Below are 23,258 nucleotides of genomic sequence, written 5' to 3'. Positions count from 1 at the left end.
CCGGTGCGCACCAGGTGCGTACCGGCCTCATTCTTTGTCGTCGATGCGGTGTTCTTGTGACGGCCGTGTCCGGTTCTCCAGGGCCATGCGGCAAGATGCCTCGTATGAACGTCGAGCAGCCGCCGCGGGTCGACAACCCCGGACAGTCCGAGCCGTTCGTCCGTGGCCTCTCCGAGGCGATCGGCGGGCCGCTCGGCGACCACGCCGCGCCCGGCCGGGGCGGGACGACACCGTTCTGGACCGCCACCCGGATCGTGCTGGCCCTGGTCTGTCTCACGCTCGCGCTGCACTGGGTGCAGAAGTCGCCCTGCCGCGACGGCGCCTGGGACAACCACGTGCAGTACACCCGGTTCTGCTACACCGACGTGCTCGCGCTCTACTACGCCGAGGGCCTCAACGAGGGCAAGGTCCCCTACCGCGACCACCCGGTGGAGTACCCGGTCGTCACCGGCTACTTCATGGGCGCGCTCGGCCTGCCGGTCCACGCGTACGGTGAGAACAACCCGGCGGTCAACCAGGGCACGCTCTTCTACGACGTGAACGCGCTGGTGCTCTCCGCGCTCGCGGTCGCCACCGCGGCCGTCATCCTGGCGCTGCGCCGCCGCCGCCCGTGGGACGCCGCGTTGTTCGCGCTCGCGCCCGCGCTGTTCGTCACCGCGACGGTGAACTGGGACTTCCTGGTCATCGGCCTCGCCGCCGCCGGGCTCTACGCCTGGGCGAAGAGCAAACCGGTGCTGGCCGGCGTGCTGCTCGGGCTCGGCGCGGCGGCCAAACTCTGGCCGTTGTTCATCTTCGGGCCGCTGCTCATCCTCGGGTTGCGGGCCGCGAAGCTCCGGCCGGTGCTCGTCGCGTTCGGCACCGGCGCGGTCACCTGGGTCGCGGTCAACGCGCCCGTGTTCCTGCTCTGGCGCGAGTCGTGGAACCGGTTCTTCGAGCTCAACACGGAACGGCCGATCGACTGGGGCACGTTCTGGTACATCGGGCGGTACCTGGACGGCAAGCTCGCCCCGCTGATCCCCGGGGAACAGGGCCTCTTCCAGTGGTTCAGCGACAACGTCGACCCCGCGCTGAACTGGACCAGCTACGCGCTCTTCGGCCTCGCCTGCCTCGGCGTCGCCTACCTGATCCTGACCGCGCCGCGCCGGCCGCGCCTGGCCCAGGTGCTGTTCCTGGTGGTGGCCGCATTCCTGATCTTCAACAAGGTCTGGTCGCAGCAGTTCGTGCTCTGGCTGCTGCCGCTCGCGGTGCTGGCCCGCCCGCGCTGGGGCGCGTTCCTGGCCTGGCAGGCGGCCGAGGTGCTCTACTTCGTCGCGTTCTACGGTGAGCTGCTCGGCGCGTCCGGCAAGCAGGTCTTCCCGGAGGGCGTCTTCGTGCTCGCGTCCACGCTGCGACTGGTCACGGTCGCCGCGCTCTGCTGGTTCGTGATCCGCGAGATCCGCCACCCGGCGGAGGACCCGGTACGCAGCACCTACGACGACGACCCGGACGGCGGCGTTCTCGACGGGGCGCCGGACGCGCCGTGGGTGATCAGCCGGTTCGGCCGGGGCCGCCCGGCCCCGCTGCCGGTCCCGGCGCTGGCGGGTGCCGGCCTCGGCGCCACCACGGCCGGCGTGGCCGCCGACGCCCCGCCGAGCCAGCCCGCCGCCCACCCGGCCGACGACCGTGCCGGCGGTCCGCACGACGGCCCCCAGGACGCGGCACCGGCCCGGTCCACCGGCCCGGCGGCGGCATCCACCTCCGAGCCCACCTCCGGCCCCGCGCCTACTTCGGCTCCCGCGCCCGCTGCCGGGCCGGTGGCGGCGTCCGATGATGACGCCTCCGCGGGAATCGGTGCCGTCAGCGCCGACCCGGCCGGGACCACCTCGACCGACGGTGCGGCCCCGGGCGAGGGCCCGGCCGCGGGTCGTGGTGGCCGGACGGCGGGCGATGACGACGCCCGGTGACGGACGGCCGGCCGAGGTGCTCGACTGCCTCGGCCAGCGGTGCCCGCTGCCGGTGATCGCACTGGCCAAGCGGCTGCCCGCGCTGCCGGTCGGCGCGGTGGTCCGGGTGCTGGCCGACGACCCGGCCGCCGCGAACGACATCCCGGCCTGGTGCCGGATGAAGTCCCAGGAGTGCCTGGGCTCCCCGGAACCCGCGGCCTTCGACGTCCGCCGGGTGACCTGAACGGCGAACGGCCCGGACCGGCAGTCACCGCGGTCCGGGCCGTTCGCCGTTCGACGCTCGTCAGAGGCGGTAGACCACCGCGTTCTCGATGTCCTCGCGGGTGATGCCGAGGTAGTCGACCGGCAGGTCGATGCGGGCCGCCAGGTCCGTACCGCCGATCCGGTCGCGCAGCACCACCACGGTCCGCACGCCGACGCTGCGCAGGTAGTCGACGCTCGGCTGGTCCGGGAACGACGCCGCGGACTGCCGGATCTGGTCGGTGAGCTGCGGCGTGAATCCGCTGCCGCCGTTCGTCACCTGCTGGAACCGGGTGGTCGACCAGAGCATCACGTGCTGGTCCCAGCCGCCCTCGCTGGGCAGCACCAGCATCGGCCCGTCCACCGTGCGCATCGCCAGCGGCTGCTGCGGTACGAGCGGGTGCGGCGTGACGTTCGTGCCCTCCAGCAGGATCGCCACCAGCGGCAGCAGCGTGACGACGCGCAGCAGCAGGCCGGGCCGGGCCGGCACCTGGTCGCGGGAGAAGTCGGCGGCCCGGCGCGAGTACGCCGCGACCGCGCCCGCCGCCAGGAGCGCCAGGAAGATCGTGGTCCACAGCACCAGCCGGCCCGGCGTGCGGATGCCCTGCCAGCCGGGCAGGTACTCGAAGAGCGGCACGTAGGTGAACGTGCCGCCGAAGAACTCGGTGCCCATCGCCAGCGCGCCGCTGACCAGCACGCCGGCCAGCATCAGGAGTCGCTGCCGGACCGTCCAGATCGAGAAGAACAGCCCGGCCGTCGCGAGCCCGATCAGCGCGAACCCGGGCAGCAGCGTCATCTCCGGCGCCCACGGCAACGCGTCCCGCGCCTGCGCGTGCAGCGTGCCCCAGACCGCGGACTCGCCGGACGCGGTGAAGAAACCCTGCAGCGGCGGCGAGTAGAGCTGGATCTCTTCGATGCTGCGCTTCGCGTACGGGTACAGCTCGGAGACCCGGAAGTACGGGATGGCGAGCAGCGCACCGGCCGCGCCGAAGATCAGGCCACCGCCGGCGTCCGCCGCGAGCAGCCGCCAGCCGAACGGTTTCGGCTCCGTCCACACCCAGAACCGCTTCACCAGGTACGTGACGAGCGAGACCAGCACGATCAGCAGCAGCGCGTACGCGAACGGCAGTCCGATGCCGAAGCCGAGGCTGAGCTGCCAGGCCGCGACCAGCCAGCCGGCCAGCGCCCACCCCGCGTGCCGCTTCTCCGGACGGTAGCCGTGGCGCAGCGAGTAGCCGTGGCCGCGGGCCAGCATCGCCAGCGCCAGCATGATGCCGCCGCTGGACATGACGTGCAGGTGCCCGGCCTGGGCCAGCCGCCACGGGGCGAGCGCGAGCGCCGCGCCGGCGACCGCGCCCGCGATCCGGCCGGTGCCGAGCTGCCGGGCCAGCGCGTAGCCGCCGACGAAGACCATCGCGTACGCCAGCACGAAGATGATGTTGTAGCGCAGCACCGCGGCGACCGGGCCCTCGCCGATCATGCCGGCCGGCGCGTACCCGAGCAGCGCGTCGGAGAACGCGAAGCTCAACTCGTTCGGATAGAACGTGTTCGACTCCCACAGCCGCGCCGGGTCGGTCAGCAGGATGTGCCCGGACCAGGCCATCTGCCAGGCCTGCAGCGTCGGGTCCCAGATGTCCTGCGGGATCGTGTGCAGCGGGTACCTCAGCGTGGGCCAGGTCATCACGACGGCGAAGAGCAGGCCGCCGAGGATCGCGAACGTCCACTCGTGGGTCAGTCCGCGCCGGACCGCGGCCACCACCCGTCCGACCGGGGTGAGCTGCACGGGCGGTGGCGGCCCGAACGACTCGAACGGGTCCCGGTTCGGGTCCTTGACGACGGTCATCTCGCCGGGCCGAGCGGCCGGCTTCGAGGCCGCCGCCGACGCGGTGGCGTCGCCGGGAGCCGCGGACCGCAGCGCCGCCGCGCCCCGCTCCGGCTCGCTGCCGGCCTTCACCGCGCCGGCGGCCTTGTCAGCGCCGCCTGGCTTGTCCGCGGCAACGGGCTTGTCCACGGCGGCTGGCTTGTCCGCGGTAGCTGGATTCTTCGTGGTCGCGGCCGGCTTGTCACCGGTCGCGCCGACCGCCTGATCGGGCACCGGAGCCGGGCGCGCCCCCGCCGCCTTCGCGTTGCCCTGCCCATCGCCGGTGAGCTGCGGTTTGTCCGTACTCATCGCTCGACTGCCCCTTGTGGTCTCGTATGCACGCCGGTGGAGACGGTCTAGTCGCCGATTTGGTTGCGAAGGAACGTGATGTCGGCGCTCTGCCCCTCGACGCCACCGGGGGTCTCCACGATCACCGGCGCGTTGGCCGCGCGGATCACGCCGACCAGCAACGCCGGGTCGATCATGCCGTTCCCGATGTTGTCGTGCCGGTCGCGCCGGGAGTCGAACTCGTCCCGCGAGTCGTTGCAGTGCACCAGGTCGATCCGCCCGGTGATCGCCTTGACCCGGTCGACCGCGTCGATCAGCGCCTCACCGCCGGCGTGCGCGTGGCAGGTGTCCAGGCAGAACCCGGCGCCGAGCGGCCCGACCGCGTCCCACAGCCGGGCGATCGCGTCGAACGTGCGGGCGCACGCGTTCTCCCCGCCGGCCGTGTTCTCGATCAGGACGGGCAGCGGGAAGCCGCCCTCCTTCGCCGCGTAGGCGAACGTCTTGCGCCAGTTGTCGAAGCCGATCGCGATGTCGTCGCCGTCGCCGACGTGGCCGCCGTGCACGATCAGCCCGGCCGCGCCGATCTCCGCGGCCGCGCGGGCGTGCGCGAGCAGCAGCTTGCGGCTCGGGATGCGCACCCGGTTGTTCGTGGTGGCCACGTTGATCCGGTACGGCGCGTGCACGAAGAGCTGCACGTCCGAGGCGCGCAGCGCGTCCGCGTCGGCCCGGGGCGCGGGCGTGTCGAACTTCTGCGGGTCGGTGAGGAAGAACTGCACGGCGTCGGCACCGCGGGCGGCGGCGGCGGCCAGCGGGTCGGCCGGATCGACGTGGGCTCCGATTCGCATGACGGGCAGCCTACGTCTCTCCCCCGACGAAAATCGCCCCCGGCTGTCCGAACGGTCACGCCGGCGTCACGATCGGCCGCGCCGTCACCGAGCGCCACCGCGTCTCGTTGGGCGAATGAAATCGACCGGGGGTGTTTTACACCACTTTGTCGTTCGCCGTCACACCAGCCCGGGGAGTCTGTCGATGCGGAGCCGGATCGCGCGCATGTCGCTGACCGTGTTGGTGGCGGCGTTGCCGCTGCTCACCGGCGCCGCGTCGGCCACCGAGGAGAGCGGCGAGGAGGTCGTCTTCAGCGGCGGCGGGCTGATCGGCCTGGCCTGCGGCGCGAAGCCGAACGTGGGCGCGGTCTCGCTGCCCGCCGAGTCCACGCTGCGGGTGGTCAACCAGACCGGCTACCGGGCCAAGCTGATCCTGGACGGCGTCACGCAGGGCGAGGTCGGCAAGGGGGACGCGGCCAAGGTCCTCTTCCACCGCGGCCCGGTCACGGTCGCGCTGAAGCCGAACTGCGTGCTCACCGAGGAGTCCGCGTCCGTGCGCGTCACGGTGCGCCCGCCGGTGCGTGTCGCACCGCCCCCGGCGGCATCGAAACCGGCGGAGGAGCCGGCGCCGGCCGTGGCGCCGCCGGCCGCCCCGGAGCCGCGCTCGCCGGACGCCACCACGAGCCGGCCCACGCCGGGCGGCGCGCGGTCCACGCCGGCCACCGCGGTGTCGTCGCCGGTGCCGGACGTTCCCGCGGGTACGACCGAGAGCGCCCGGGTGCCCGGCGCCACGCCGTCGGTCGTCCCGTCCGACCAGTCCCCGCTCCCCGATCCGCTCGCCGCCCCGCTCGGCGGCGGCACGCCCGGTGACGCCGTGGACGGTGTCGCCGCGGAACCGGTCGCCGCGGTGGTACCGGTCGAGGAGACCGGCCCGGTCGGCCTGCTGGCATTAATCGCGACAATTTGCGTGATTGGCGTGTCAGCTGGGGCAATTCGGGCTATTATCGCTCAGCGGGCCGCTCGAACAGCGTGACGGCGGGCCCGCGTCCGAGGCCCCGCGGGGCGCCGGTCCAACCTCGTCGGTGTGGTCGTTCCTCCCCAGGTCCCACCCCAGGAAAGCGGACCCGCGCCCCGCGGTTCTTTTCATCCCGCTTTGGTGGATCTTCATCGGGGTCCGCTGATCCGTGCCGCGAGAGCCCCGCTATCCTTGTCAGGTTGCCCGCGGCCGGTAATCCCATCGCGCCCGCGGCAACGACGCAGACCTCCTGTCACGGAAGGACCGTGACCGCTAGCCCATAGGAGGTGAGTACGTCTTGCGTCACTACGAAATCATGGTGATCCTCGATGCCAGTCTCGAGGAGCGCACCGTTGCACCGTCGCTCGACACGTACCTGAACGTGATCCGGACCGCGGGCGGCTCGGTGGAGAAGCTCGACGTCTGGGGCCGCCGGCGCCTGTCGTACGAGATCGACAAGAAGGCCGAAGGCATCTACGCCGTCATCGACCTGCAGGCGACGACCGAGGCCGTGGCCGAGCTGGACCGCCAGCTGCGGCTCAACGAGTCCGTGCTGCGCACCAAGGTCATCCGGCCGGAAGTTCGCTGATCTTCCGGCTCCACCCGAACCGAACGTCGCCGGGGTTTTGTCACACCCGTGTGGCAATCTGACACACCAAATCACCCCGGTGGTAGGAGAAGGTCATGGCAGGAGAGACAGTCATCACCGTCGTTGGCAATCTGACCAATGACCCAGAGTTGCGCTTCACCGCCTCGGGTGCGGCAGTCGCCAGGTTCACGGTCGCGTCGACCCCTCGGACTCTCGATCGGCAGTCCGGGGAGTGGAAGGACGGCGAGCCACTCTTCCTCCAGTGCAGCGTCTGGCGTCAGGCGGCGGAGAACGTCGCCGAGTCGCTGACGCGCGGTTCTCGCGTGATCGTCCAGGGGCGTCTGCGCCAGCGGTCGTACGAGACGCGTGAGGGAGAGAAGCGCACCGTCATCGAGATGGAGGTCGACGAGGTCGGCCCCTCGCTCCGCTACGCGACCGCGAAGGTCCAGAAGATGTCCCGTTCCGGTGGCGGCGGCGGTGGTGGGGGCTTCGGCTCCTCCAACGGCGGCGGCCAGGGCGGCGGCGGCTTCGGCGGAGGGAACTCCGGTGGCGGCGGCAACTTCGGCGGAGGCAACAGCAACTCCGGCGGCGGTGGCGGCGATTACTCCGACCCGTGGGCGACCGCGAGTCCGGCCTCTTCCGGTTCGGGTGGCGGCAACTTCGACGACGAGCCCCCGTTCTAACAGGTTACGGAGCAAGCAATGGCTAAGGCTGCGGCACTGCGCAAGCCGAAGAAGAAGGTGAATCCGCTCGACAAGGAGGGGATCACCTACATCGACTACAAGGACACCGCGCTCCTGCGCAAGTTCATCTCCGACCGCGGCAAGATTCGTGCCCGCCGCGTCACCGGTGTGACCTCGCAGCAGCAGCGTCAGATCGCCAAGGCGGTCAAGAACGCCCGCGAGATGGCGCTCCTGCCGTACACGACGACGGCCCGCTGAGAGGGGGGACGGACATGAAGATCATCCTTACCCAGGAGGTGTCCGGCCTCGGCGCTCCCGGTGACATCGTGGAGGTCAAGGACGGCTACGGCCGTAACTACCTTCTGCCGCAGGGCTTCGCGATCAGCTGGACCAAGGGCGCCGAGAAGCAGGTCACGGTCATCCGCCGGGCCCGCCAGGCGCGCGAGATCCGTGGTCTCGAGCACGCGAACGAGGTCAAGACCGCCATCGAGGGCCTGAAGACGGTCAGCCTCGGCGCCCGTTCCGGCGCCGGCGGCCGCCTCTTCGGCTCGGTCACCCCGGCCGACGTCGTCAGCGCGATCAAGGCCGCCGGCGGCCCGTCGATCGACCGGCGCCGCCTCGACCTCCCGGCCCACATCAAGTCGGTCGGTGCCTACTCGGTGGGGGTCAAGCTGCACCCCGAGGTCACGGCCAAGTTCACGCTGAACGTGACGCCGGCCAAGTAAGGCCCGCTCTACCGCAGGAGCCCCGGGACGCTCGCCGTCCCGGGGTTTTTGTGTCCCCGGGCAAGAACACATACCCAAGACCACGAGGGCCTTCTTCCCGCTTCCGGCGTGGTCGCGTTCCCAGTGCTCCCGCGGGCACCGGTCGTCGCTGGCGCTCCTCCCTGCCGGTCCCGGCGCGGCCACGGGCACCGGTGACCACCGCATCTGACCGCCGCATCGTCAGACGCGACCATGAACGGCGGCGCGAACCGCGCGACGCGTCGTCAGCGGCAGCGGTGTGTGCCACAGCCTCGGATCCGATGCGTCACGAGCGGCAGCGGCCGGCCGCGCGCCGCGAGTGAAGGCGTGTGTCGTGGGCGTCCGGAATCCCGTGCGCCGCGATCGGCGCCGGAAGCGGGGATGACCGTGCCGCGCGTGACGGGTGCCGTGGTGTCGTGGGACGTGAACCCGCCTGACGCGGCGCGAGTGGCGGTGGACATGGCGGGGGTTTCCCGGGCACCGGAACGCGCGTGACGTGGCGCGAGTGGCGGTGAACGTGGCGTGGGTTTCCCGGGCGCCGCGTGACCGGCTCCGGCGCCGGGTGCGGAGCGGAGCGCCGGCGGAGTCGGAGCGCCCGGCGGGTTTGCCCGCGGGAGCGAACGGGCTGTACCCCGCCGGGAGCGGGAAAATGATCCAGGTCCTGGTCCGGCCCTCGGCTTCTCAGCCGATCGGCTGGCCGCTGATCGCGGAGACCAGCACGGTGGCCAGGCCGCCGCCCATCACGGCCGCGGCCAGGCCCACGCTCGCGGTCTTCCAGGTGCCGCTGACCAGGCGCAACAGGTACGCGATGACGATGCTCACGGCCAGCGAGATGCCGAACTGGGGTGCCGCGCCGAGCAGCGTCGCGCCGGCGCGGGCCCGTTCCGCCGTGCCCTGGGTGAGGGTGAAGATCGTGAACAGCAGGACCGGCACCGAGTACCAGAAGACGGTGAAGCCGATCGCCGCGAGCGGGCCGCCGGGCGGCGCGTCCTCCAGCTCGTCCAGTTCCTCGACCGCGACCCGGCGGCGCATCGCCGCGGACATCTCGCGGCGCGGCGTGCGTTCCTCCGGGGTCGCGTCCGCGTACGACGGGCGGGTCAGCCCGTCCGGGTAGGTGCCGGTGTTCGCCTGGCCGGCCGCCCAGTCCCGCTCCGCGGCCGACGTGTCGTCCTGCCACGAGCGCACCGGACGTGACGCCCGGTAGACGCCCGCGGCCGGCGCGGTGCCGGTCGTGGGCGCGCCGGTCCACATCACCCCGTCCGGCGTGCGCTGCCAGCTGCTGGTGTCCGTCTCCGTCCGGCGCGGATAGCGGGAGACCTCGCCGGTCTCCCCGGCGTAGCGGGGCCGCGGCGCGTCCGGTTCCGCCCGGGTGAAGCCGTAGCCGCCGGCCCGGGTGCCGGTGTCCTCGGTCGCGGACCGCTCGCGGCGGGCGCGCGGGCCGTCCATCTGGGCACCGCGCCGCCACGTGCCGGTGTCCGAGACCGCCTGCGGGCCCCGCCAGTCGCCGTCATCCGCGTTCTCCGGGCGCCGCCGCCACGTGCCCGTGTCGGTGGTGCCCGGGGCCCCGGCCGGCCACTGGGACGACGTCTGTGCCCGTTCCGGCCGGTCCTGGATCGCCTCCGGCGGCAGCTGCGGCGCGTTGCCGGACCGCGGCACCGGTGGGCCGGCGTCGGCGCGCGTCCCGCGGGTGCGGGCCGGACCCATCGTCGGGTCGCTCCAGTCCGGCCAGCCGCTCTGCTGATAGTGCCGCGGCTTCTCCGCGCCGGGTGCGGGCCGCTCACGCCCGCGCTCCACCCACTCGGGCCCGCGCTCGACCCGCTCGACCCGCTCGGGCCCGCGCTCGACCCGCTCGGGCTGCTCCCAGCTCTGGTCGTCGGTCCGTTCCGGGGCGTGTTCCGGCAGCTCGCCGGCGCGCTCGGCGCGGCGCCGCTCGGACCGGGTCCGGCGCGGCGCGTCCCAGGAGCCGGTCTCCTCGCGGACGGCCCGGCCGCCCCAGGTGTCCTCGGCCGGCGCGGGCCGCTGCGCGGGCACGTCCGTGGCCCGGTGCTCGATCGCGTCCGCGGAGCTCCAGCTGCCGGTCTCGGAGACCCAGGTGCGCGTTTCCGTCACCCGACGCCACGAACCGGCGCCCGAGCGCCGGTTCCAGGTGTCCTCCTCCGCGTCGCGGCCCCATGAGCCGCCGCCCTCGTCGGGTGGCCGGCGCCGGGCGGCGGGCTCGGTGTCGCCCGCGTCGGTGCGCGAGCCGTACCGGCCGCCGGGCTGGTAGGCGCGGTAGCCGGTGCCCTCGTCCGGGTCGACCCGTGAGCCACGCCGCCAGCTGGCCGTGTCGCTGACGTTGCGCCAGCTTCCGGTGTCGTACCGCCGGTCGGCCCAGCTCGGCCGCTCCGGGGCCGCGTCCTCGTAGCTGAGGCTCTCGCTGGTCCGGTCGTAGCTGGCGCCGCCGTCCGGCTCCTGACGCCAGCCCTCCGTCTCGCGGCTGGCCTGCCAGCGGTTGCGCGCGCGGCTGGACCGGATCGGCGGGATGTCGCCGACGCCGGTGTCGCCGGTGCGCCGGTAGAAGTCGGTGGTGGCCGGGTCGGGATAGCTCGTGTAGCGCTCGACCTGCGACTCCTCCGCCGCCCGGGGCCGGGGCAGCTCGTCGCCGTAGTCGGCGTCTTCCGACCAGGAGCCAGCACGACGGCGCTGTCGCGGCGCCCGCCCGCTGAGATCCTGATCGTCGTAGTCCACCAATGGAGCGTGACCGTTCCGAGACCAGATCGCAATACGTGTTCCGGCGGCATCAACTTGCGGCGATGAGCCTACCTTCGCCCGAATCTACCCCCAGAACCGGACAACCTTTCTTTCCTCCACATGCTGGGGACAAAGTTTTACCTGCTCAGAGACGTTTGTGTGACGCGATCCACTTAGTTGTGCACAGGTTATCCACAGGGCTGCGCACAGTGTGCGGCCCGCTGTCCACAGGTAATACCCAGGCTCATCCACCGACCCGTTTGGGGCTGAGGGCTGGGTGTTCGTAGTGTGATCGCGCTACCCGTGGGAGTGTCTGCCGATGTGCCAGTCGGCCGCCGCGGTCGCCGGCCGTTCCGGTTGTCGGCGACCGTTCGATGCGGGATAGTACGTATGTTCGACTGAGGGGGCGCGATGTCGATTACCGACGACGTGCGGCCCGGCTCGTTTTCCCCCGACGACTCCGGGGACGACCGCCCGCGCCGCCAGAAGGACCGAAAGTTCGACGGCCCGCCACGCGACGGTGAGGGCGGCGGTGGCGGCCTCGATCGCACCCCGCCGCAGGACATGGCCGCCGAGCAGTGCGTGCTCGGCGGCATGCTGCTCTCCAAGGACGCGGTCGCCGACGTGGTGGAGATCCTCAAGCACGGCGACTTCTACCGCCCGATCCACGCGACGATCTTCGACGCCATCACCGACCTGTACGGTCGCGGCGAGCCGGCCGACGCCATCACGGTCGCCGCGCTGCTCAACGACGCCGGCGATCTCGCCCGCATCGGCGGCGCCCCCTACCTGCACACGCTGATCGCCAGCGTCCCCACCGCCGCCAACTCGTCGTACTACGCCCGCATCGTGGCCGAGCGCGCGGTCCTGCGCCGCCTGGTGGAGGCCGGCACCCGCATCGTCCAGCTCGGCTACGGTGCCGCCGCCGGCACCGGCCGCGACGTCGACGACATCGTCGACCTGGCCCAGCAGGCCGTCTACGAGATCACCGAGAAGCGCGTCAACGAGGACTTCGCCAGCCTCGGCGAGATGCTCCAGCCCACGCTCGACGAGATCGAGGCGATCGGCGCCCAGGCCGGCATGATGACCGGCGTGCCCACCGGCTTCGCCGACCTGGACCGTCTCCTCAACGGCCTGCACGCCGGGCAGCTGATCATCGTGGCCGGGCGCCCGGGTCTCGGGAAGTCCACGGCGAGCATGGACTTCGCCCGGAACGCCGCCATCCGGGCGAACCAGGCGAGCGCCATCTTCTCGCTCGAAATGAGCAAGATCGAGATCGTGATGCGTCTGCTGTCGGCGGAGGCGCGGGTGCCGCTGCACGTGCTGCGGTCCGGGCAGCTCTCCGACGACGACTGGACGAAGCTGGCGCGGTGCATGGGCGAGATCAGCGAGGCCCCGCTGTTCGTGGACGACACGCCGAGCATGAACCTGATGGAGATCCGGGCGAAGGCGCGGCGCCTCAAGCAGCGGCACGACCTCAAGCTGATCGTCGTCGACTATCTGCAGCTGATGTCCTCGCCGGGCCGCACCGAGAGCCGTCAGCAGGAGGTCGCGGAGCTGTCCCGTGGCCTGAAGCTGCTGGCCAAGGAGGTCGAGGCGCCGGTCATCGCGGTGTCCCAGCTGAACCGTGGTCCCGAGCAGCGCACCGACAAGCGCCCGCAGCTGTCCGACCTGCGTGAGAGTGGATCGATCGAGCAGGACGCCGACGTCGTGATCCTGCTCCACCGCGACGACTACTACGACAAGGAGTCACCGCGCGCGGGCGAGGCGGACTTCATCGTGGCGAAGCACCGTAACGGCCCGACGGACACGGTCACGGTCGCGGCGCAGCTGCACCTGTCGCGGTTCGTGGACATGGCGATGTAGGGCCGCCTGCAGGAGCGGGGCGGCCCTACCCGCGGGACGTTCTAGTCGAAGAGCTCGCCCAGGAAACCGCGGTGCTTCTTGCCACGTCGGTGACCGTGGTGGCGGTAGTGCCCGTGGTACCCGCCGCCGTGGCCGTAGGCGGGTGCCCCGTGCCCGTACGCCGGGGTCGCCGCCGGGTAGCCGTGCTGAACCGGAGGCGGAGGCGGAGGCGCGTAACCGCCACCGTGCACCGGCGCGGCCGGCGGGTAACCGGGAGGCGGCGGAGGCGGCGGGACAGCCCCAGGGCGGGCGCCCTGCGGGTTGCTCCGGTTCCAGCTCTGCTCGGCTTCGAACAGCTTCTCCAGCTCGCCGCGGTCCAGGAAGATCCCCCGGCACTCGCCGCACTGGTCGATGGTGACGCCGCTGCGTTCGTACTGCCGCATCTGGCCGTGGCACTTTGGACAGGTCATCTGCATGCGTCGACGGTACCCCGACCGGTCACGCATCGTGCACCTACGGCGCCAGCCACCAGCCCAGCCCGGCGGCCGAAAGACCCAGAAGCAGATTCAACGCCAGATTCAGTACGCCGAGCGCACGCGGCAGCCGTACGGTGTCCGCCGCCAGCGTGGACCAGGTGGTCAGCGCGCCGCAGAAACCGGTTCCGGCCAGCGCGACCACCCAGGTCGGCGCGGTGCTGTGCAGCAGGCCGAGCAGCAGCGAGCCGAGCACGTTCGCGGCCAGGATGCCCCACGGCAGGCGCCGCCCGAACCGGGCCGCCGCGGCCGTGTCGAGCAGCAGGCGCACCACCGCCCCGGCCGCGCCGCCGATCAGCACCAGCCCAAATGTGATCATGACGAGTTCTCCTTGACGCCGCGCGCCCGCCGTGCTGACCGGCCGCTCATGCCGGCCGGTACGCCGTCACGCACGCCTCGCGCCGGGCCACCGGCCGGTGAGCCGTCGACCGGCGAGCCACCGGCCGAGCCGGGCCGCACCGAGCGATCCGGCGACCGTGGCGACCGTATAGGCCGCGGCGACCGTATAGGCCGCGGCGACCGTATAGGCCGCGGCGGCCGGCGGCCGGTCGCCGAGCTGAAGCGTCTGCACCGCGAACGCGGAGAACGTGGTGAACCCGCCGAGCACACCGGTCGCCACGAACGGCCGCAGCAGCGGGTGCGTGCCGGGCCGGTCCTCGATCCGGGCCAGGAACGCGCCGATCGCCAGGCACCCGGCCATGTTGATCGCCACGGTGGTCCACGGGCCGGGTGCGGCGGCGGACACGGCGTACCGGGCGGCGGCACCGAGCGCGCCACCCGCGGCCACCGCGCCGATCACGGGCCACCCGGGGTTGGTCACGCCGGCAAGTGTGGCAGACGGCTCCCGGAGCGGCCGGACGCTCGCCGGGTGGCGGAGAGCCGCACCACCGCGCCGGTGTCGTGCAGCGACGGTGCCAGGTGGCCGGGCCGGTCGCCGGACCCGAGCCGCAGCGCGCCGAGCAGCGTGTCGACCGGCATCGCGCGGGCGAACAGGTGGCCCTGGCCGGCGCCGCAGCCGAGCTCCCAGAGCGCCTTGCGCTGCGCCGGGCTCTCCACGCCCTCGGCCACGACCAGCAGGTCCAGGCTGCGCCCGAGCTCGACGGTGGCACGCACGACCGCGGCGGCCTCGGGAGAGCCGTCCATCGCGGCCACGAACCGCCGGTCGATCTTGATTTCCTGGACCGGTATCCGCGGCACGGCGGCGAGCGAGCTGTACCCGGTGCCGAAGTCGTCGAGCGCGAGCCGTACGCCGGCGTCGCGCAGCTCGTGCAGGACCCGGTCGACCACGGCGAGCTGGCTGAGCGCGAGCGTCTCGGTCAGCTCCAGCACGAGCCGGTCCGCGGGCACGTCGTGGGTGGCGAGCCGCGCCGCGACCAGCGCCGGGAAGCCCGGGTCGAGCAGGCTGCGCGGTGACACGTTGACCGCCACCGGCAGGTCGTAGCCGGCGTCGCGCAGCGTGGTGACCGCACCGAGTGACTTCTCCAGCACCGTGTCGGTGAACGCGGGGAGCAGCCCGGAGCGTTCCACGGTCTCCAGGAACCGCAGCGGGTCGAGGTGCCCGCGGACCGGGTGGTGCCAGCGGGACAGCGCCTCGGCCGCGACGACCTCGCCGGTGCCCAGGTCGAGGATCGGCTGGAAGTTGACCGCGAACTCCTCCTCCTCGACCGCGCGGGTCAGGTCGCCGCCGAGCGCCAGCCGCGCGATGTCCGCGGTGTCCTTCACCCGGCTGTACGTCGCGATCCGCTCGCCGCCGCGTTTCGCCTGGTACATGGCGACGTCCGCGCGGCGCAGCAGCTCGGTCATGCCGCCCCGGCCGGGCGCGACCGCGATGCCACCGCTGGCCTCCACGCGCAGCTGCATGCCCTCGGCCGTGAACGGGTGGTGCAGGGTGTCCAGCAGGACCTCCGCCCGGTGCATCGCGACCGCGGGCGCGGACAGGCCGCGGAGCAGCACCGCGAACTCGTCGCCGCCGAGCCGGGCCACGATGTCGCCGGGGTGTGCCGCCTCCGCCAGCCGCCGCGCCACCTCGGTCAGCACCGCGTCGCCCGCGGTGTGCCCGAGCGTGTCGTTGACCTCCTTGAAGTGGTTGAGGTCGATCAGCAGCATGGCGGTGAGGCCGTCGTGGTGCGGCTCGTGCAGGTGGTGTGCGCCGCGGTCGAGCAGGGCCCGCCGGTTGAGCAGGCCGGTGAGCTGGTCGTGGGTGGCCTCCTGGGCGTGCGAGGCCGCGACGCTCATCAGCTCCTGGTACGCGGTGGCGTTGCGGATCGCGGTGGAGAGCGCGGACGCGAACGTGCGCAACGTGTACTGCTCCCGCTCGGAGAGCCGCACCTCGGAGTGGAAGCGCAGGCGGAGCACGCCGATCTCGCCCCCGGCACCGGACCCGAGCAGCGGCATCGCGAACACCTGCCGCTCCGGCTGGGGGGCGTCGTCCGGCGGGCCGTCGAAGACGACGCTCTCGCCGCGGCCGCGCACGAGCCGCCCGCCGATCGTGACCTCGATCTCGTTCGCGGAGAAGAGTGGCTCCGCGCGGACCACGGCGGTGTGCAGCACCCGGGTCAGGTCGGTGTCGTTGAGCGCCTCGGTGACGGTGGCGAGCCGCTGCCAGGCCTTTCGTTCCTCACGGGTGCGCATGCGGTTCTGGTAGAGCAGCTGGACGACCACGGCGACGGCCGCGACGATGAGCGTCCACGGCGGGTCGACGCGCCAGGTGGCCGCGGCCGCGAGCGCCGCCGCGATCTTGACCATCAGCGTGAGCAGACGGATCGGCCAGTCGCCGAGCACCAGCTGGCGGAGCGTGCCGCCGGTGGCCAGCGCGAGCACCGGCATGGCCAGCAGATCGTCCGTGACGATCAGGACCGCGCCCGCGACGACCAGCGCGGCCAGCTGCTGCGGTATCGGCAGGTGGTCGCCGTGCAGCGGCCCGAAGATCAGGGTGGTGACGGCCAGCGCGAGGCCGGCGGTGAGCACGGCCTTGGCGGTGTTGAATGCGATCTTGTCGGGCCGGATCCGGCGCCGCACCTTCGGCAGCGCGGTGCCGGCCGCCAGGCACAGCAGCGCCCAATGCGGCGGCAGAAACGCGATGGTCAAAAGAATGCCGGTCTCGGACCAGTTGTACGAGACGATCGCGCTCCGGATGCGGATCATCGAGGTGCCGACATCGACCGTAAAAGCGATCATCGCGGCGGCCACGATCGGCAGCCACCATTCCGGAAGATCGGAATTCCGGGCCGCGGTCCAGCCCGCCCAGATCAATATCGGAACGGCCGCCAGCGTGAAAAGGCTGACCAGCTGCCGTAGCAGCTGGTCAGCCCGATGGCTGGTAGTCGCCTCGACCATGTGACGCCTCGCTCCAGGGGACCGTAGTGGTCAGCCTACTGGGCACGTGTCCGCCGGCCTAGTTCTGGATCGGATGGGGGATCAGAGCCACTCGGTGCCGCGCATTGTGGTCTTCCCTTCGTCTCGACGGTGCAATTCCTATTTCCAAAAGTCTTTCGGCGCCTTCGTCAAGCGCTTCTCGAGTGCTTGACTGGGAACGACTCTAGATTCGGCGCGAAAACTGCGAAAGATTGAAATGTCGCTCGTTTCGGTAAATGCTAAAGTAGACGCTATTGATTACTTAGAGAAACCGTTTGACAACAGAATGCATTCATTTCGCGCTCGTCTCACCCGGAGTCATGCAGACCGTGATTTCCCTGATCAGGGTAGGTGTCCACGACAATTGACGGCAGATCACGAACGAGTGACAGTGTCGCAAATTCGAGTCGTGTGAACGCGTCCGGGCGCGTCGAAAGGCGGTCACGGCGCGCACGCGGGCGGCACCACCTGCCGTGCTCATAAACTGCCCGAGTGAGCGATCCCCGAAACCTGACGCATGTCGATTCCAGCGGCGCCGCCCGGATGGTCGACGTGTCCGCGAAGTCGGTAACCACTCGTACCGCCGTGGCCGCCGGAGTGCTACGGACCACCGCCGAGGTGGTCGCGCTGCTCCGCCGCGACGGACTGCCGAAGGGCGACGCGCTGGCGACCGCGCGCATCGCCGGCATCATGGGCGCCAAGCGCACGCCCGACCTGGTGCCGCTCTGCCACCCGATCGCGCTCACCGGCGTCGTGCTCGACCTGACACCCGGCGAGTCCACCGTGGAGATCACCGCCACGGTCCGCACCAACGACCGCACCGGCGTCGAGATGGAGGCGCTGACCGCGGTCACGGTCGCCGGCCTCACGCTGGTCGACATGGTCAAGGCCGTCGACCCGGCCGCCGTCATCTCCGACGTCCGCGTACTCACCAAGACCGGCGGAAAGACCGGCGACTGGGCCCGCCCGGAGGACCGCCCGTGATCACCGCACGCGTCATCGTCGCCTCGAACCGCGCCGCCGCCGGCGTCTACGCCGACACCAGCGGCCCGATCCTCGTCGCCGGCCTGCGCGACCTCGGCTGCGACGTCGGCGACCCGGTCGTCGTCCCGGACGGGGAACCGGTCGCCGAGGCCCTTCGCGCCGCCGTCGCCGACCGCGTCTCACTCGTCCTGACCAGCGGCGGCACCGGCATCACCCCCACCGACCGCACGCCGGACGTCACCCGCGAACTCCTCGACTACGAGATCCCCGGCATCGCCGAGGCCATCCGCGCCCACAGCCGCGACAAGGTCCCCGCCGCCGCCCTCTCCCGCGGCCTGGCCGGCGTCGCCGGCCGCACCCTCGTCGTCAACCTGCCCGGCTCCACCGGCGGCGCCCGCGACGGCCTCGCCGTCCTCGGCCCACTCCTCCCGCACGCCATCGATCAGCTCCACGGCGGCGACCACTGACAAACCGAAGCGGACAACCGATTTACCCGCTTCCGGCGGAGCACGTTCCGAGTGCTCCCGCGGGCACCGGTCGTCGCTGGCGCTCCTCCCTGCACGATCCGTGGCCGCAAGACCCCACACCCGTCCACCCTTGCGACCACCCGGCCGCAAGGGTGCCCACGCCCGGCACCCCCGAACACCGGTCACCGTCCGCGCCGCTCCCCGCGAAACCCGGTGTCCCGCGAAATCCGCACCTGGTTCGCCGCCGGCGGGGCGTCCGGGGACCGCCGTGCCCCGGTTCGGCGCCGGTTGCCGGTGTCGCTGCCGGCGGAGTGTCGCGGGACCGTCGTGCCGCGGTTCGGCGCCGGTCCCGGTGTCGCTGCCGGCGGGGTGTCGCGGGACCGTCGTGCCGCGGGTCCGCGGTTGCCGCTTCTCACGTCCCGGGCCCGCGGGCGGCGATCCTGAGGCACGGAAGGGGCGCGGGGTCTGCGTGCCTCGGTTCGGTGGGGCGAGGCACGGAGGACGCGGCGCGGCGGGCGCGCGGTGGCGCAGCGGCTAGGCTCGGAGCGTGAGTTCCGAGACCGCGTCCGCGACGCCGATCGCGTGGGCCGACGCGCAACGAGTCGCTTTCGAGGCGGGCCGGGCCGCGGCGCCCGGCGCCGAGCGGGTCGCGCTGGGCGAGGCGGACGGCCGCACGCTGGCCGAACCGCTGGTCACCCTCACCGACCTGCCGCCGTTCCCGACGTCCAGCATCGACGGTTACGCGGTGCGGGGTGCCCCGCCGTGGCGGGTGCTCGGCCGCGTCCTCGCCGGTTCCGTCGCGCCGCCGCTGCCGGCCGAGGACGGCGTGGCGATGGAGGTGGCCACCGGCGCGATGGTGCCGGACGGCACCCAGGCGATCCTGCGGACCGAGGAGTCGGCCACCACCGCGGACGGCCGGATCGAGGGCACGCCGCGCGCCGAACCGGAGTGGCGCGTCCCCGGCGACGAGGCCGCCCGCGGCGAGGAACTCTTCCCGGCCGGCACCGCGGTCGACCCGGCGGTGATCGGCCTCGCCGCCCACTGCGGCTACGACACGCTGCCGGTGCTGCGCCGGCCGCGCGCCGCGGTCCTGGTCTTCGGCGACGAGCTGCTCACCGGTGGCCTGCCCGGCAACGGCCTGGTCCGCGACGCGCTGGGTCCCGCACTCCCGTCCTGGCTGCGCCGGCTCGGCGCGACCGTGGGCACCGGCGTCGTGGCCGGCCCGGTCAAGGACACGCTGGAGGCGCACGTCGACGCGATCCGCGCCGTCCTCGACTCCGCCGACCTGATCTGCACGACCGGCGGCACCATGCGCGGTCCGGTCGACCACCTCCACCCCGCGCTGCGTGAGCTCGGCGGCGACTACCTGATCAACACGGTCGCGGTCCGCCCCGGCTTCCCGATGCTGGTCGCCCGCGTTCCCGGCCCCGACGGCCGCGACCGCTTCCTGGCCGGCCTCCCGGGCAACCCGCAGTCCGCCATCGTGGCCCTGATGTCGCTGGTCGCCCCGCTCCTGGCCGGGCTGGCCGGCCGCGACGCGCCGCGACTGCCCCGCGTCACGCTCGGCGCCCCGATCCGCGGCCGCGGCACCGACACCCACCTCGCGCTGGTCCACGTCGACCGGGAGAACGTGGCCCGGCCGATGGCCCACGTCGGCTCGTCCATGCTGCGCGGCCTGGCCGGCGCGTCCGGCTTCGCCGTCATCCCGCCCGGCACCTCCGGCGAGCCCGGCGGCCAGGTCGACCTCGTCCCGCTCCCCCTCCTGAACGGCGAACGCCGATGATCACCGTTACCGACCAGCCCTTGGACATCGCCGCCCACGAGGCCGCGGTCTCGGACGCGCGTGCCGGCGCCGTCGTCTCGTTCGCCGGCGTCGTCCGCGACCGCGACCACGGCCGCTCCGTCGAACTGCTCGAGTACGAGGCCCACCCCAGCGCCGAATCCGTCCTGCGCGAGGTCGCCGCCGAACTCCTCGCCGACCCCGACGTCTACGCCGTCGCCGTCTCCCACCGCTACGGCCCCCTCAAGATCGGCGACGTCGCCCTGGTCGCCGCCGTCAGCACCGCCCACCGCGCCGCCGCCTTCACTGCCTGCGCCCGCCTCGTCGACGAGGTCAAGGCCCGCATCCCGGTCTGGAAACGCCAGGTCTTCACGGACGGCACCGACGAATGGGTCAACTGCGCCTGACACACAAGCCCGTCAACCGGCACCTCTATGCCGAAATTTCGGGCATCCGTGTGTTCGCAGGTCCGTGATCCGGCGGTGCCGCGGTTCGCCACCGCGAGCCTGGCAGATCTCCCGGTCGGCCGATTCTCGTCTTTCCGCTGCCCGCGCTGCCCGCGCTGCCCGCGCTGCCCGCGCTGCCCGCGCTGCCCGCGCTGCCCGCGCTGCCCGCGCTGCCCGCGCTGCCCGCGCTGCCCGCGCTGCCCGCGCTGCCCGCGCTGCCCGCGCTGCCCGCGCTGCCGAGTTGCCCTCGTCACCAGCGCTGCCGCGCTACCCGGCGTCGTCCGCGTCGTCCGCGTCGTCCGCGTCCCCGCGTTGCCGCGCTACCGGGCGTCACTCGAGATCAGCGGTGTCGCCGCGTCGCCCGCATCGCGCGCACCCGAGTCACCCGCGTTAGCGGGCCGACCGCGTTGCCGTGCTAGCCGCGCCACCCGTCGCCCGCGCACCCAGTCATCGGCATTGCCCGCACCCCCGCGTTGACCCGCACCCCCGCGTTGACCCGCGCACCCGCGTTGACCCGCGCACCCGCGTTGACCCGCGCACCCGCGTTGACCCGCGCTCCGAAACCCCCGCGTTGCCGGTCGGGGCTGCGGTTGTTGCCGCGGCGGGACCGGCAGGGAGGCCGGCCACGGCCGAGCGGTGCCCGCGGGAGCACCGTGGAGTGGCCACGCCGGAAGTGGGAAAATCGGTTAGAGGGGTTGGGTTCGTAGGTATCGACCGAAGTGTGGGACGGTGAACGCGACCGTGCCGCGCTCGCCGGAGTAGATCAGGCCCTTCTTGATCAGGGCGTCGCGGGCCGGGGAGAGGCTGGCCGGGCGGCGGCCGAGGGAGCGGGCGATGTCCGAGGTGGGTACGGCGCCGTCGAGGCCGTCGTCGTCGGAGGCGAGCGTGGCCATGGCGCGCATGTAGTCGCGTTCGGCGGGGGTGGCGCGTTCGAAGCGGGAGCCGAAGAAGCCGACGGCCAGTTCGGTTTCGGCCTCGGGGGCGGCGACCCGGACGTCCTCCGCGGTGATCGGGGAGCGTGGCGCGTGGTCCCAGGTGGCCTTGCCGTAGGCCTGTACGAAGTACGGGTATCCGCCGGACTTCTCGTAGAGCAGGTCGAGTGCCTTCGGTTCGTAGTCGACGTCTTCCCGCAGCGCCGGTGCGGTGAGTGCCCGGTCGGCCGCGGCCCGGTCGAGGCGGTCGATGCGCTGGTAGCGGAACAGTCGCTCGGAGTAGGACTTCGCGGCGGAGAGGACCGCGGGCAGGTGTGGCAGGCCGGCGCCGACCACGATCAGCGGGCCGCCCAGCTGGGAGAGTTCGTGGCAGGCGGCGCAGAGCGCGGAGATGTCCGGCGCGCCCAGGTCCTGCATCTCGTCGATGAAGATCGCGATGCCGGTGCCCACGTCGGTGGCGATCGCGGCCGCGTCCGTGAACAGCTCGACCAGGTCGATCTCGATGTCGCCGGAGTCGGCGCGGCCGCGGGTGGCGGGCACGTCGATGCCGGGCTGCCAGCGGTCGCGGAGCTTGGCGCCGTCGTCGTTGGAGCGCAGCGCGAACGCCTTGAGCACGCCGAGGAACTCGTCGATGCGGTCCGGTGCCCGGTGCCGGCCGGCCAGCTCGCGGACGGCCATGTGCAGCGCGGCGGAGATCGGGCGGCGCAGCGACGTGTCCGGCCGGGCTTCGATCTTGCCGGTGCCCCAGAGGCGGCCGATCGCCTGCGAGCGCAGGCTGTTGAGCAGCACGGTCTTGCCGACGCCGCGCAGACCGGTGAGGACCAGGCTGCGTTCGGGGCGGCCGCGCGCGATCCGTTCCAGGACCACCTCGAACGCCTCGACCTCGCGGTCCCGGCCGGCGAGCTCGGGTGGGCGCTGACCGGCGCCGGGGGCGTAGGGGTTCCGGATCGGATCCACGTATCGCACCGTATCGAGGTCTCTAGGTCTGGGGCTAGACCGCGATAGATGTCTCGATACGGCGTCTGGAAAAGACTAAGGCCGTCTAGCGATATCGCTAGACGGCCTTAGAAGGAGCTATCAGGAGGTACGCGGCGTCTCGGTCAGCGTCTTCAGGCAGAGCACGTAGTCACCGACGCCACCGACCGTGGCCGACGTGTACATGTACCAGGAGTCGGCGCCCTCGATGTCCTTGCACGCCTCCTCGCCGTTGTCCGTGAACGGGATCCGGATCAGGACTTCCAGGGTGTCCTTGGCGCAGGGCACCTTGCGGATCGAGGCGTTCTCGTCCGTGCCGTCGTTGACGATGCAGTCGCCGACCTGGACGTTCTCCGCCTCCTCGTCCGTGTTGTCCTCGGCGGTGGGCGTCGGGAACGGGTCGCCGGTCGGGAGCGTCGGGACCGTGGTCGGCACGGTGGCGATCACGTCGTCGATCGCCTCGGTGGTGCGCACCGCGGCGAAGTAGACGCCGGCGCAGATCAGCACCGCGAAGACCGCGACCGCACCGACGATGATGCCGACGACCTTGCCGGCGCCGCTCTTCTGCGGCGGCGGCGGAGCACCCCAGCCACCCTGCATCGGCGGGCCGGGCGGCGGCAGCGGCGCGCCGTAACCCTGCACCGGGGGCTGCTGCATGTTCGGGTCGCCGTACGACGGCGGCGGGGCCTCACCGTAACCGGGAGTGCCGTAGCCGGGGGTGCCGTAGCCGGGGGTGCCGTAGCCGGGCTGGCCGGACACGGGCGCGCCGTAGTTGGGCTGGCTGGAGACCGGCGCGCCGTAGTTCGGCTGGCTGGAGACCGGCGGCGGGGCGGCGTAGTTCGGCCCGCCGGAGGTCGGGTACGGCGGGGGCGGGGGTATGTCGCCCTGCGCGCCCTGCGGCGGCGTGCCGTAGGACGGCTGCCCGTACGACGGTGGCGGCGGGTACTGCCCCGCGGGATTGTTCGGGTCGTACTCCGGGTGCTGGCCGGGACCGGGGGGTGGTCCGTAGCTAGACATCGGCTCTCC

The 23,258-nt window shown here is 72.5% G+C and carries 20 protein-coding genes and 1 pseudogene; 12 read left to right on the top strand and 9 right to left on the bottom strand.

The annotated features are described in order from the left end of the window. Positions 1–95: 95 nt before the first annotated feature. Both J2S44_RS18935 and J2S44_RS18930 read left to right on the top strand, forming a co-directional pair. Positions 96–1,535: pseudogene (locus J2S44_RS18935) on the top strand (glycosyltransferase family 87 protein); the annotation flags it as partial. 391 nt (positions 1,536–1,926) lie between these two features. Continuing rightward, entirely contained in the window at positions 1,927–2,166 is a 240-nt protein-coding gene (locus tag J2S44_RS18930; protein WP_310415589.1) for a sulfurtransferase TusA family protein, read from the top strand. Positions 2,167–2,226: 60 nt separating this feature from the next. Here J2S44_RS18930 and J2S44_RS18925 read toward each other — a convergent pair whose 3' ends face one another. Continuing rightward, positions 2,227–4,353, bottom strand: a complete 2,127-nt coding sequence (locus J2S44_RS18925; RefSeq protein ID WP_310415586.1) for a hypothetical protein — start codon at positions 4,351–4,353, stop codon at positions 2,227–2,229. A gap of 47 nt (positions 4,354–4,400) precedes the next feature. Further along, on the bottom strand, positions 4,401–5,177 hold the full coding sequence (locus J2S44_RS18920; RefSeq protein ID WP_310415583.1) for a deoxyribonuclease IV: 777 nt from the start codon (positions 5,175–5,177) through the stop codon (positions 4,401–4,403). A 184-nt stretch (positions 5,178–5,361) separates the two neighbouring features. Here J2S44_RS18920 and J2S44_RS18915 point away from each other — a divergent pair, with 184 nt between their 5' ends. The 5 genes from J2S44_RS18915 to rplI all read left to right on the top strand — a co-directional run bounded on the left by J2S44_RS18915 (position 5,362) and on the right by rplI (position 8,168). After that, positions 5,362–6,189: a hypothetical protein gene (locus J2S44_RS18915; protein ID WP_310415580.1), complete on the top strand. Its 828-nt coding sequence runs from the start codon at positions 5,362–5,364 to the stop codon at positions 6,187–6,189. Between the two features lie 280 nt (positions 6,190–6,469). Next, entirely contained in the window at positions 6,470–6,760 is a 291-nt protein-coding gene (gene rpsF, locus J2S44_RS18910; RefSeq protein ID WP_307241956.1) for a 30S ribosomal protein S6, read from the top strand. Positions 6,761–6,855: 95 nt separating this feature from the next. After that, positions 6,856–7,443: a single-stranded DNA-binding protein gene (locus J2S44_RS18905; protein WP_310415578.1), complete on the top strand. Its 588-nt coding sequence runs from the start codon at positions 6,856–6,858 to the stop codon at positions 7,441–7,443. Between the two features lie 18 nt (positions 7,444–7,461). Then, the gene (gene rpsR / locus J2S44_RS18900) at positions 7,462–7,701 is read left to right on the top strand and encodes a 30S ribosomal protein S18 (RefSeq protein WP_033345375.1); all 240 of its coding nucleotides are present in this window, start codon (positions 7,462–7,464) and stop codon (positions 7,699–7,701) included. Positions 7,702–7,715: 14 nt separating this feature from the next. Continuing rightward, positions 7,716–8,168, top strand: coding sequence for a 50S ribosomal protein L9 (gene rplI, locus J2S44_RS18895; protein ID WP_307241952.1), 453 nt, complete (start codon positions 7,716–7,718; stop codon positions 8,166–8,168). A gap of 699 nt (positions 8,169–8,867) precedes the next feature. On the opposite strand, the gene J2S44_RS18890 is transcribed toward rplI, so the two are convergent. After that, a complete protein-coding gene (locus tag J2S44_RS18890) occupies positions 8,868–10,913 on the bottom strand; it encodes a hypothetical protein (protein WP_310415575.1) in 2,046 nt (681 codons plus the stop codon). 414 nt (positions 10,914–11,327) lie between these two features. Between J2S44_RS18890 and dnaB the strand changes: the two genes are divergently transcribed. Then, positions 11,328–12,782, top strand: coding sequence for a replicative DNA helicase (gene dnaB, locus J2S44_RS18885; protein WP_310415572.1), 1,455 nt, complete (start codon positions 11,328–11,330; stop codon positions 12,780–12,782). Between the two features lie 41 nt (positions 12,783–12,823). On the opposite strand, the gene J2S44_RS18880 is transcribed toward dnaB, so the two are convergent. The 4 genes from J2S44_RS18880 to J2S44_RS18865 all read right to left on the bottom strand — a co-directional run bounded on the left by J2S44_RS18880 (position 12,824) and on the right by J2S44_RS18865 (position 16,630). Then, the gene (locus J2S44_RS18880) at positions 12,824–13,237 is read right to left on the bottom strand and encodes a TFIIB-type zinc ribbon-containing protein (RefSeq protein WP_310415570.1); all 414 of its coding nucleotides are present in this window, start codon (positions 13,235–13,237) and stop codon (positions 12,824–12,826) included. A gap of 37 nt (positions 13,238–13,274) precedes the next feature. Further along, the gene (locus J2S44_RS18875; protein ID WP_310415567.1) at positions 13,275–13,613 is read right to left on the bottom strand and encodes a fluoride efflux transporter FluC; all 339 of its coding nucleotides are present in this window, start codon (positions 13,611–13,613) and stop codon (positions 13,275–13,277) included. Between the two features lie 66 nt (positions 13,614–13,679). After that, positions 13,680–14,114: a fluoride efflux transporter FluC gene (locus J2S44_RS18870; protein WP_310415564.1), complete on the bottom strand. Its 435-nt coding sequence runs from the start codon at positions 14,112–14,114 to the stop codon at positions 13,680–13,682. Beyond that, the gene (locus J2S44_RS18865) at positions 14,111–16,630 is read right to left on the bottom strand and encodes a putative bifunctional diguanylate cyclase/phosphodiesterase (protein ID WP_310415562.1); all 2,520 of its coding nucleotides are present in this window, start codon (positions 16,628–16,630) and stop codon (positions 14,111–14,113) included. Before J2S44_RS18865 ends, J2S44_RS18870 begins: the two co-directional genes overlap by 4 nt. A gap of 510 nt (positions 16,631–17,140) precedes the next feature. On the opposite strand from J2S44_RS18865, the gene moaC reads away from it, so the two are divergent. From moaC to J2S44_RS18845, 4 genes are all read left to right on the top strand, one after another. Then, positions 17,141–17,632 (top strand): cyclic pyranopterin monophosphate synthase MoaC, encoded by a 492-nt coding sequence (moaC, locus tag J2S44_RS18860; protein ID WP_310415558.1) that lies wholly within the window; start codon positions 17,141–17,143, stop codon positions 17,630–17,632. Continuing rightward, entirely contained in the window at positions 17,629–18,099 is a 471-nt protein-coding gene (locus J2S44_RS18855) for a MogA/MoaB family molybdenum cofactor biosynthesis protein (RefSeq protein ID WP_310415556.1), read from the top strand. The genes moaC and J2S44_RS18855 overlap by 4 nt, the downstream gene beginning before the upstream one ends. Before the next feature lie 577 nt (positions 18,100–18,676). Next, positions 18,677–19,882: a molybdopterin molybdotransferase MoeA gene (locus tag J2S44_RS18850; RefSeq protein ID WP_374727996.1), complete on the top strand. Its 1,206-nt coding sequence runs from the start codon at positions 18,677–18,679 to the stop codon at positions 19,880–19,882. Further along, positions 19,879–20,286 (top strand): molybdenum cofactor biosynthesis protein MoaE, encoded by a 408-nt coding sequence (locus J2S44_RS18845; RefSeq protein WP_310415550.1) that lies wholly within the window; start codon positions 19,879–19,881, stop codon positions 20,284–20,286. The genes J2S44_RS18850 and J2S44_RS18845 overlap by 4 nt, the downstream gene beginning before the upstream one ends. A 725-nt stretch (positions 20,287–21,011) precedes the next feature. Here the strand turns inward: J2S44_RS18845 and J2S44_RS18840 are convergent. Further along, positions 21,012–22,214 (bottom strand): DUF8462 domain-containing protein, encoded by a 1,203-nt coding sequence (locus J2S44_RS18840; RefSeq protein WP_310415547.1) that lies wholly within the window; start codon positions 22,212–22,214, stop codon positions 21,012–21,014. 120 nt (positions 22,215–22,334) lie between these two features. Beyond that, positions 22,335–23,249 carry an LppU/SCO3897 family protein gene (locus J2S44_RS18835; RefSeq protein WP_310415544.1) on the bottom strand — a complete coding sequence of 305 codons (915 nt, stop codon included), beginning with the start codon at positions 23,247–23,249 and terminating at the stop codon, positions 22,335–22,337. Between the last annotated feature and the right edge of the window lie 9 nt (positions 23,250–23,258).

It is taken from the genome of Catenuloplanes niger (genome assembly GCF_031458255.1).
GTDB classification, from domain to species: Bacteria; Actinomycetota; Actinomycetes; order Mycobacteriales; family Micromonosporaceae; genus Catenuloplanes; species Catenuloplanes niger.
Note: the sequence above shows the minus strand (reverse complement) of the source record. Positions and strands in the feature narration are given on the sequence as shown.

What these genes read in the sequence shown, in the direction of transcription:
- J2S44_RS18930 (WP_310415589.1), top strand. Translation starts at nt 1,927, where the DNA reads ATGACGACGCCCGGTGACGGACGGCCGGCCGAGGTGCTCGACTGCCTC.
- J2S44_RS18925 (WP_310415586.1), bottom strand. Translation starts at nt 4,353, where the DNA reads ATGAGTACGGACAAACCGCAGCTCACCGGCGATGGGCAGGGCAACGCG.
- J2S44_RS18920 (WP_310415583.1), bottom strand. Translation starts at nt 5,177, where the DNA reads ATGCGAATCGGAGCCCACGTCGATCCGGCCGACCCGCTGGCCGCCGCC.
- J2S44_RS18915 (WP_310415580.1), top strand. Translation starts at nt 5,362, where the DNA reads ATGCGGAGCCGGATCGCGCGCATGTCGCTGACCGTGTTGGTGGCGGCG.
- J2S44_RS18905 (WP_310415578.1), top strand. Translation starts at nt 6,856, where the DNA reads ATGGCAGGAGAGACAGTCATCACCGTCGTTGGCAATCTGACCAATGAC.
- rpsR (WP_033345375.1), top strand. Translation starts at nt 7,462, where the DNA reads ATGGCTAAGGCTGCGGCACTGCGCAAGCCGAAGAAGAAGGTGAATCCG.
- rplI (WP_307241952.1), top strand. Translation starts at nt 7,716, where the DNA reads ATGAAGATCATCCTTACCCAGGAGGTGTCCGGCCTCGGCGCTCCCGGT.
- dnaB (WP_310415572.1), top strand. Translation starts at nt 11,328, where the DNA reads ATGTCGATTACCGACGACGTGCGGCCCGGCTCGTTTTCCCCCGACGAC.
- J2S44_RS18880 (WP_310415570.1), bottom strand. Translation starts at nt 13,237, where the DNA reads ATGCAGATGACCTGTCCAAAGTGCCACGGCCAGATGCGGCAGTACGAA.
- J2S44_RS18875 (WP_310415567.1), bottom strand. Translation starts at nt 13,613, where the DNA reads ATGATCACATTTGGGCTGGTGCTGATCGGCGGCGCGGCCGGGGCGGTG.
- J2S44_RS18865 (WP_310415562.1), bottom strand. Translation starts at nt 16,630, where the DNA reads ATGGTCGAGGCGACTACCAGCCATCGGGCTGACCAGCTGCTACGGCAG.
- J2S44_RS18845 (WP_310415550.1), top strand. Translation starts at nt 19,879, where the DNA reads ATGATCACCGTTACCGACCAGCCCTTGGACATCGCCGCCCACGAGGCC.
- J2S44_RS18835 (WP_310415544.1), bottom strand. Translation starts at nt 23,249, where the DNA reads ATGTCTAGCTACGGACCACCCCCCGGTCCCGGCCAGCACCCGGAGTAC.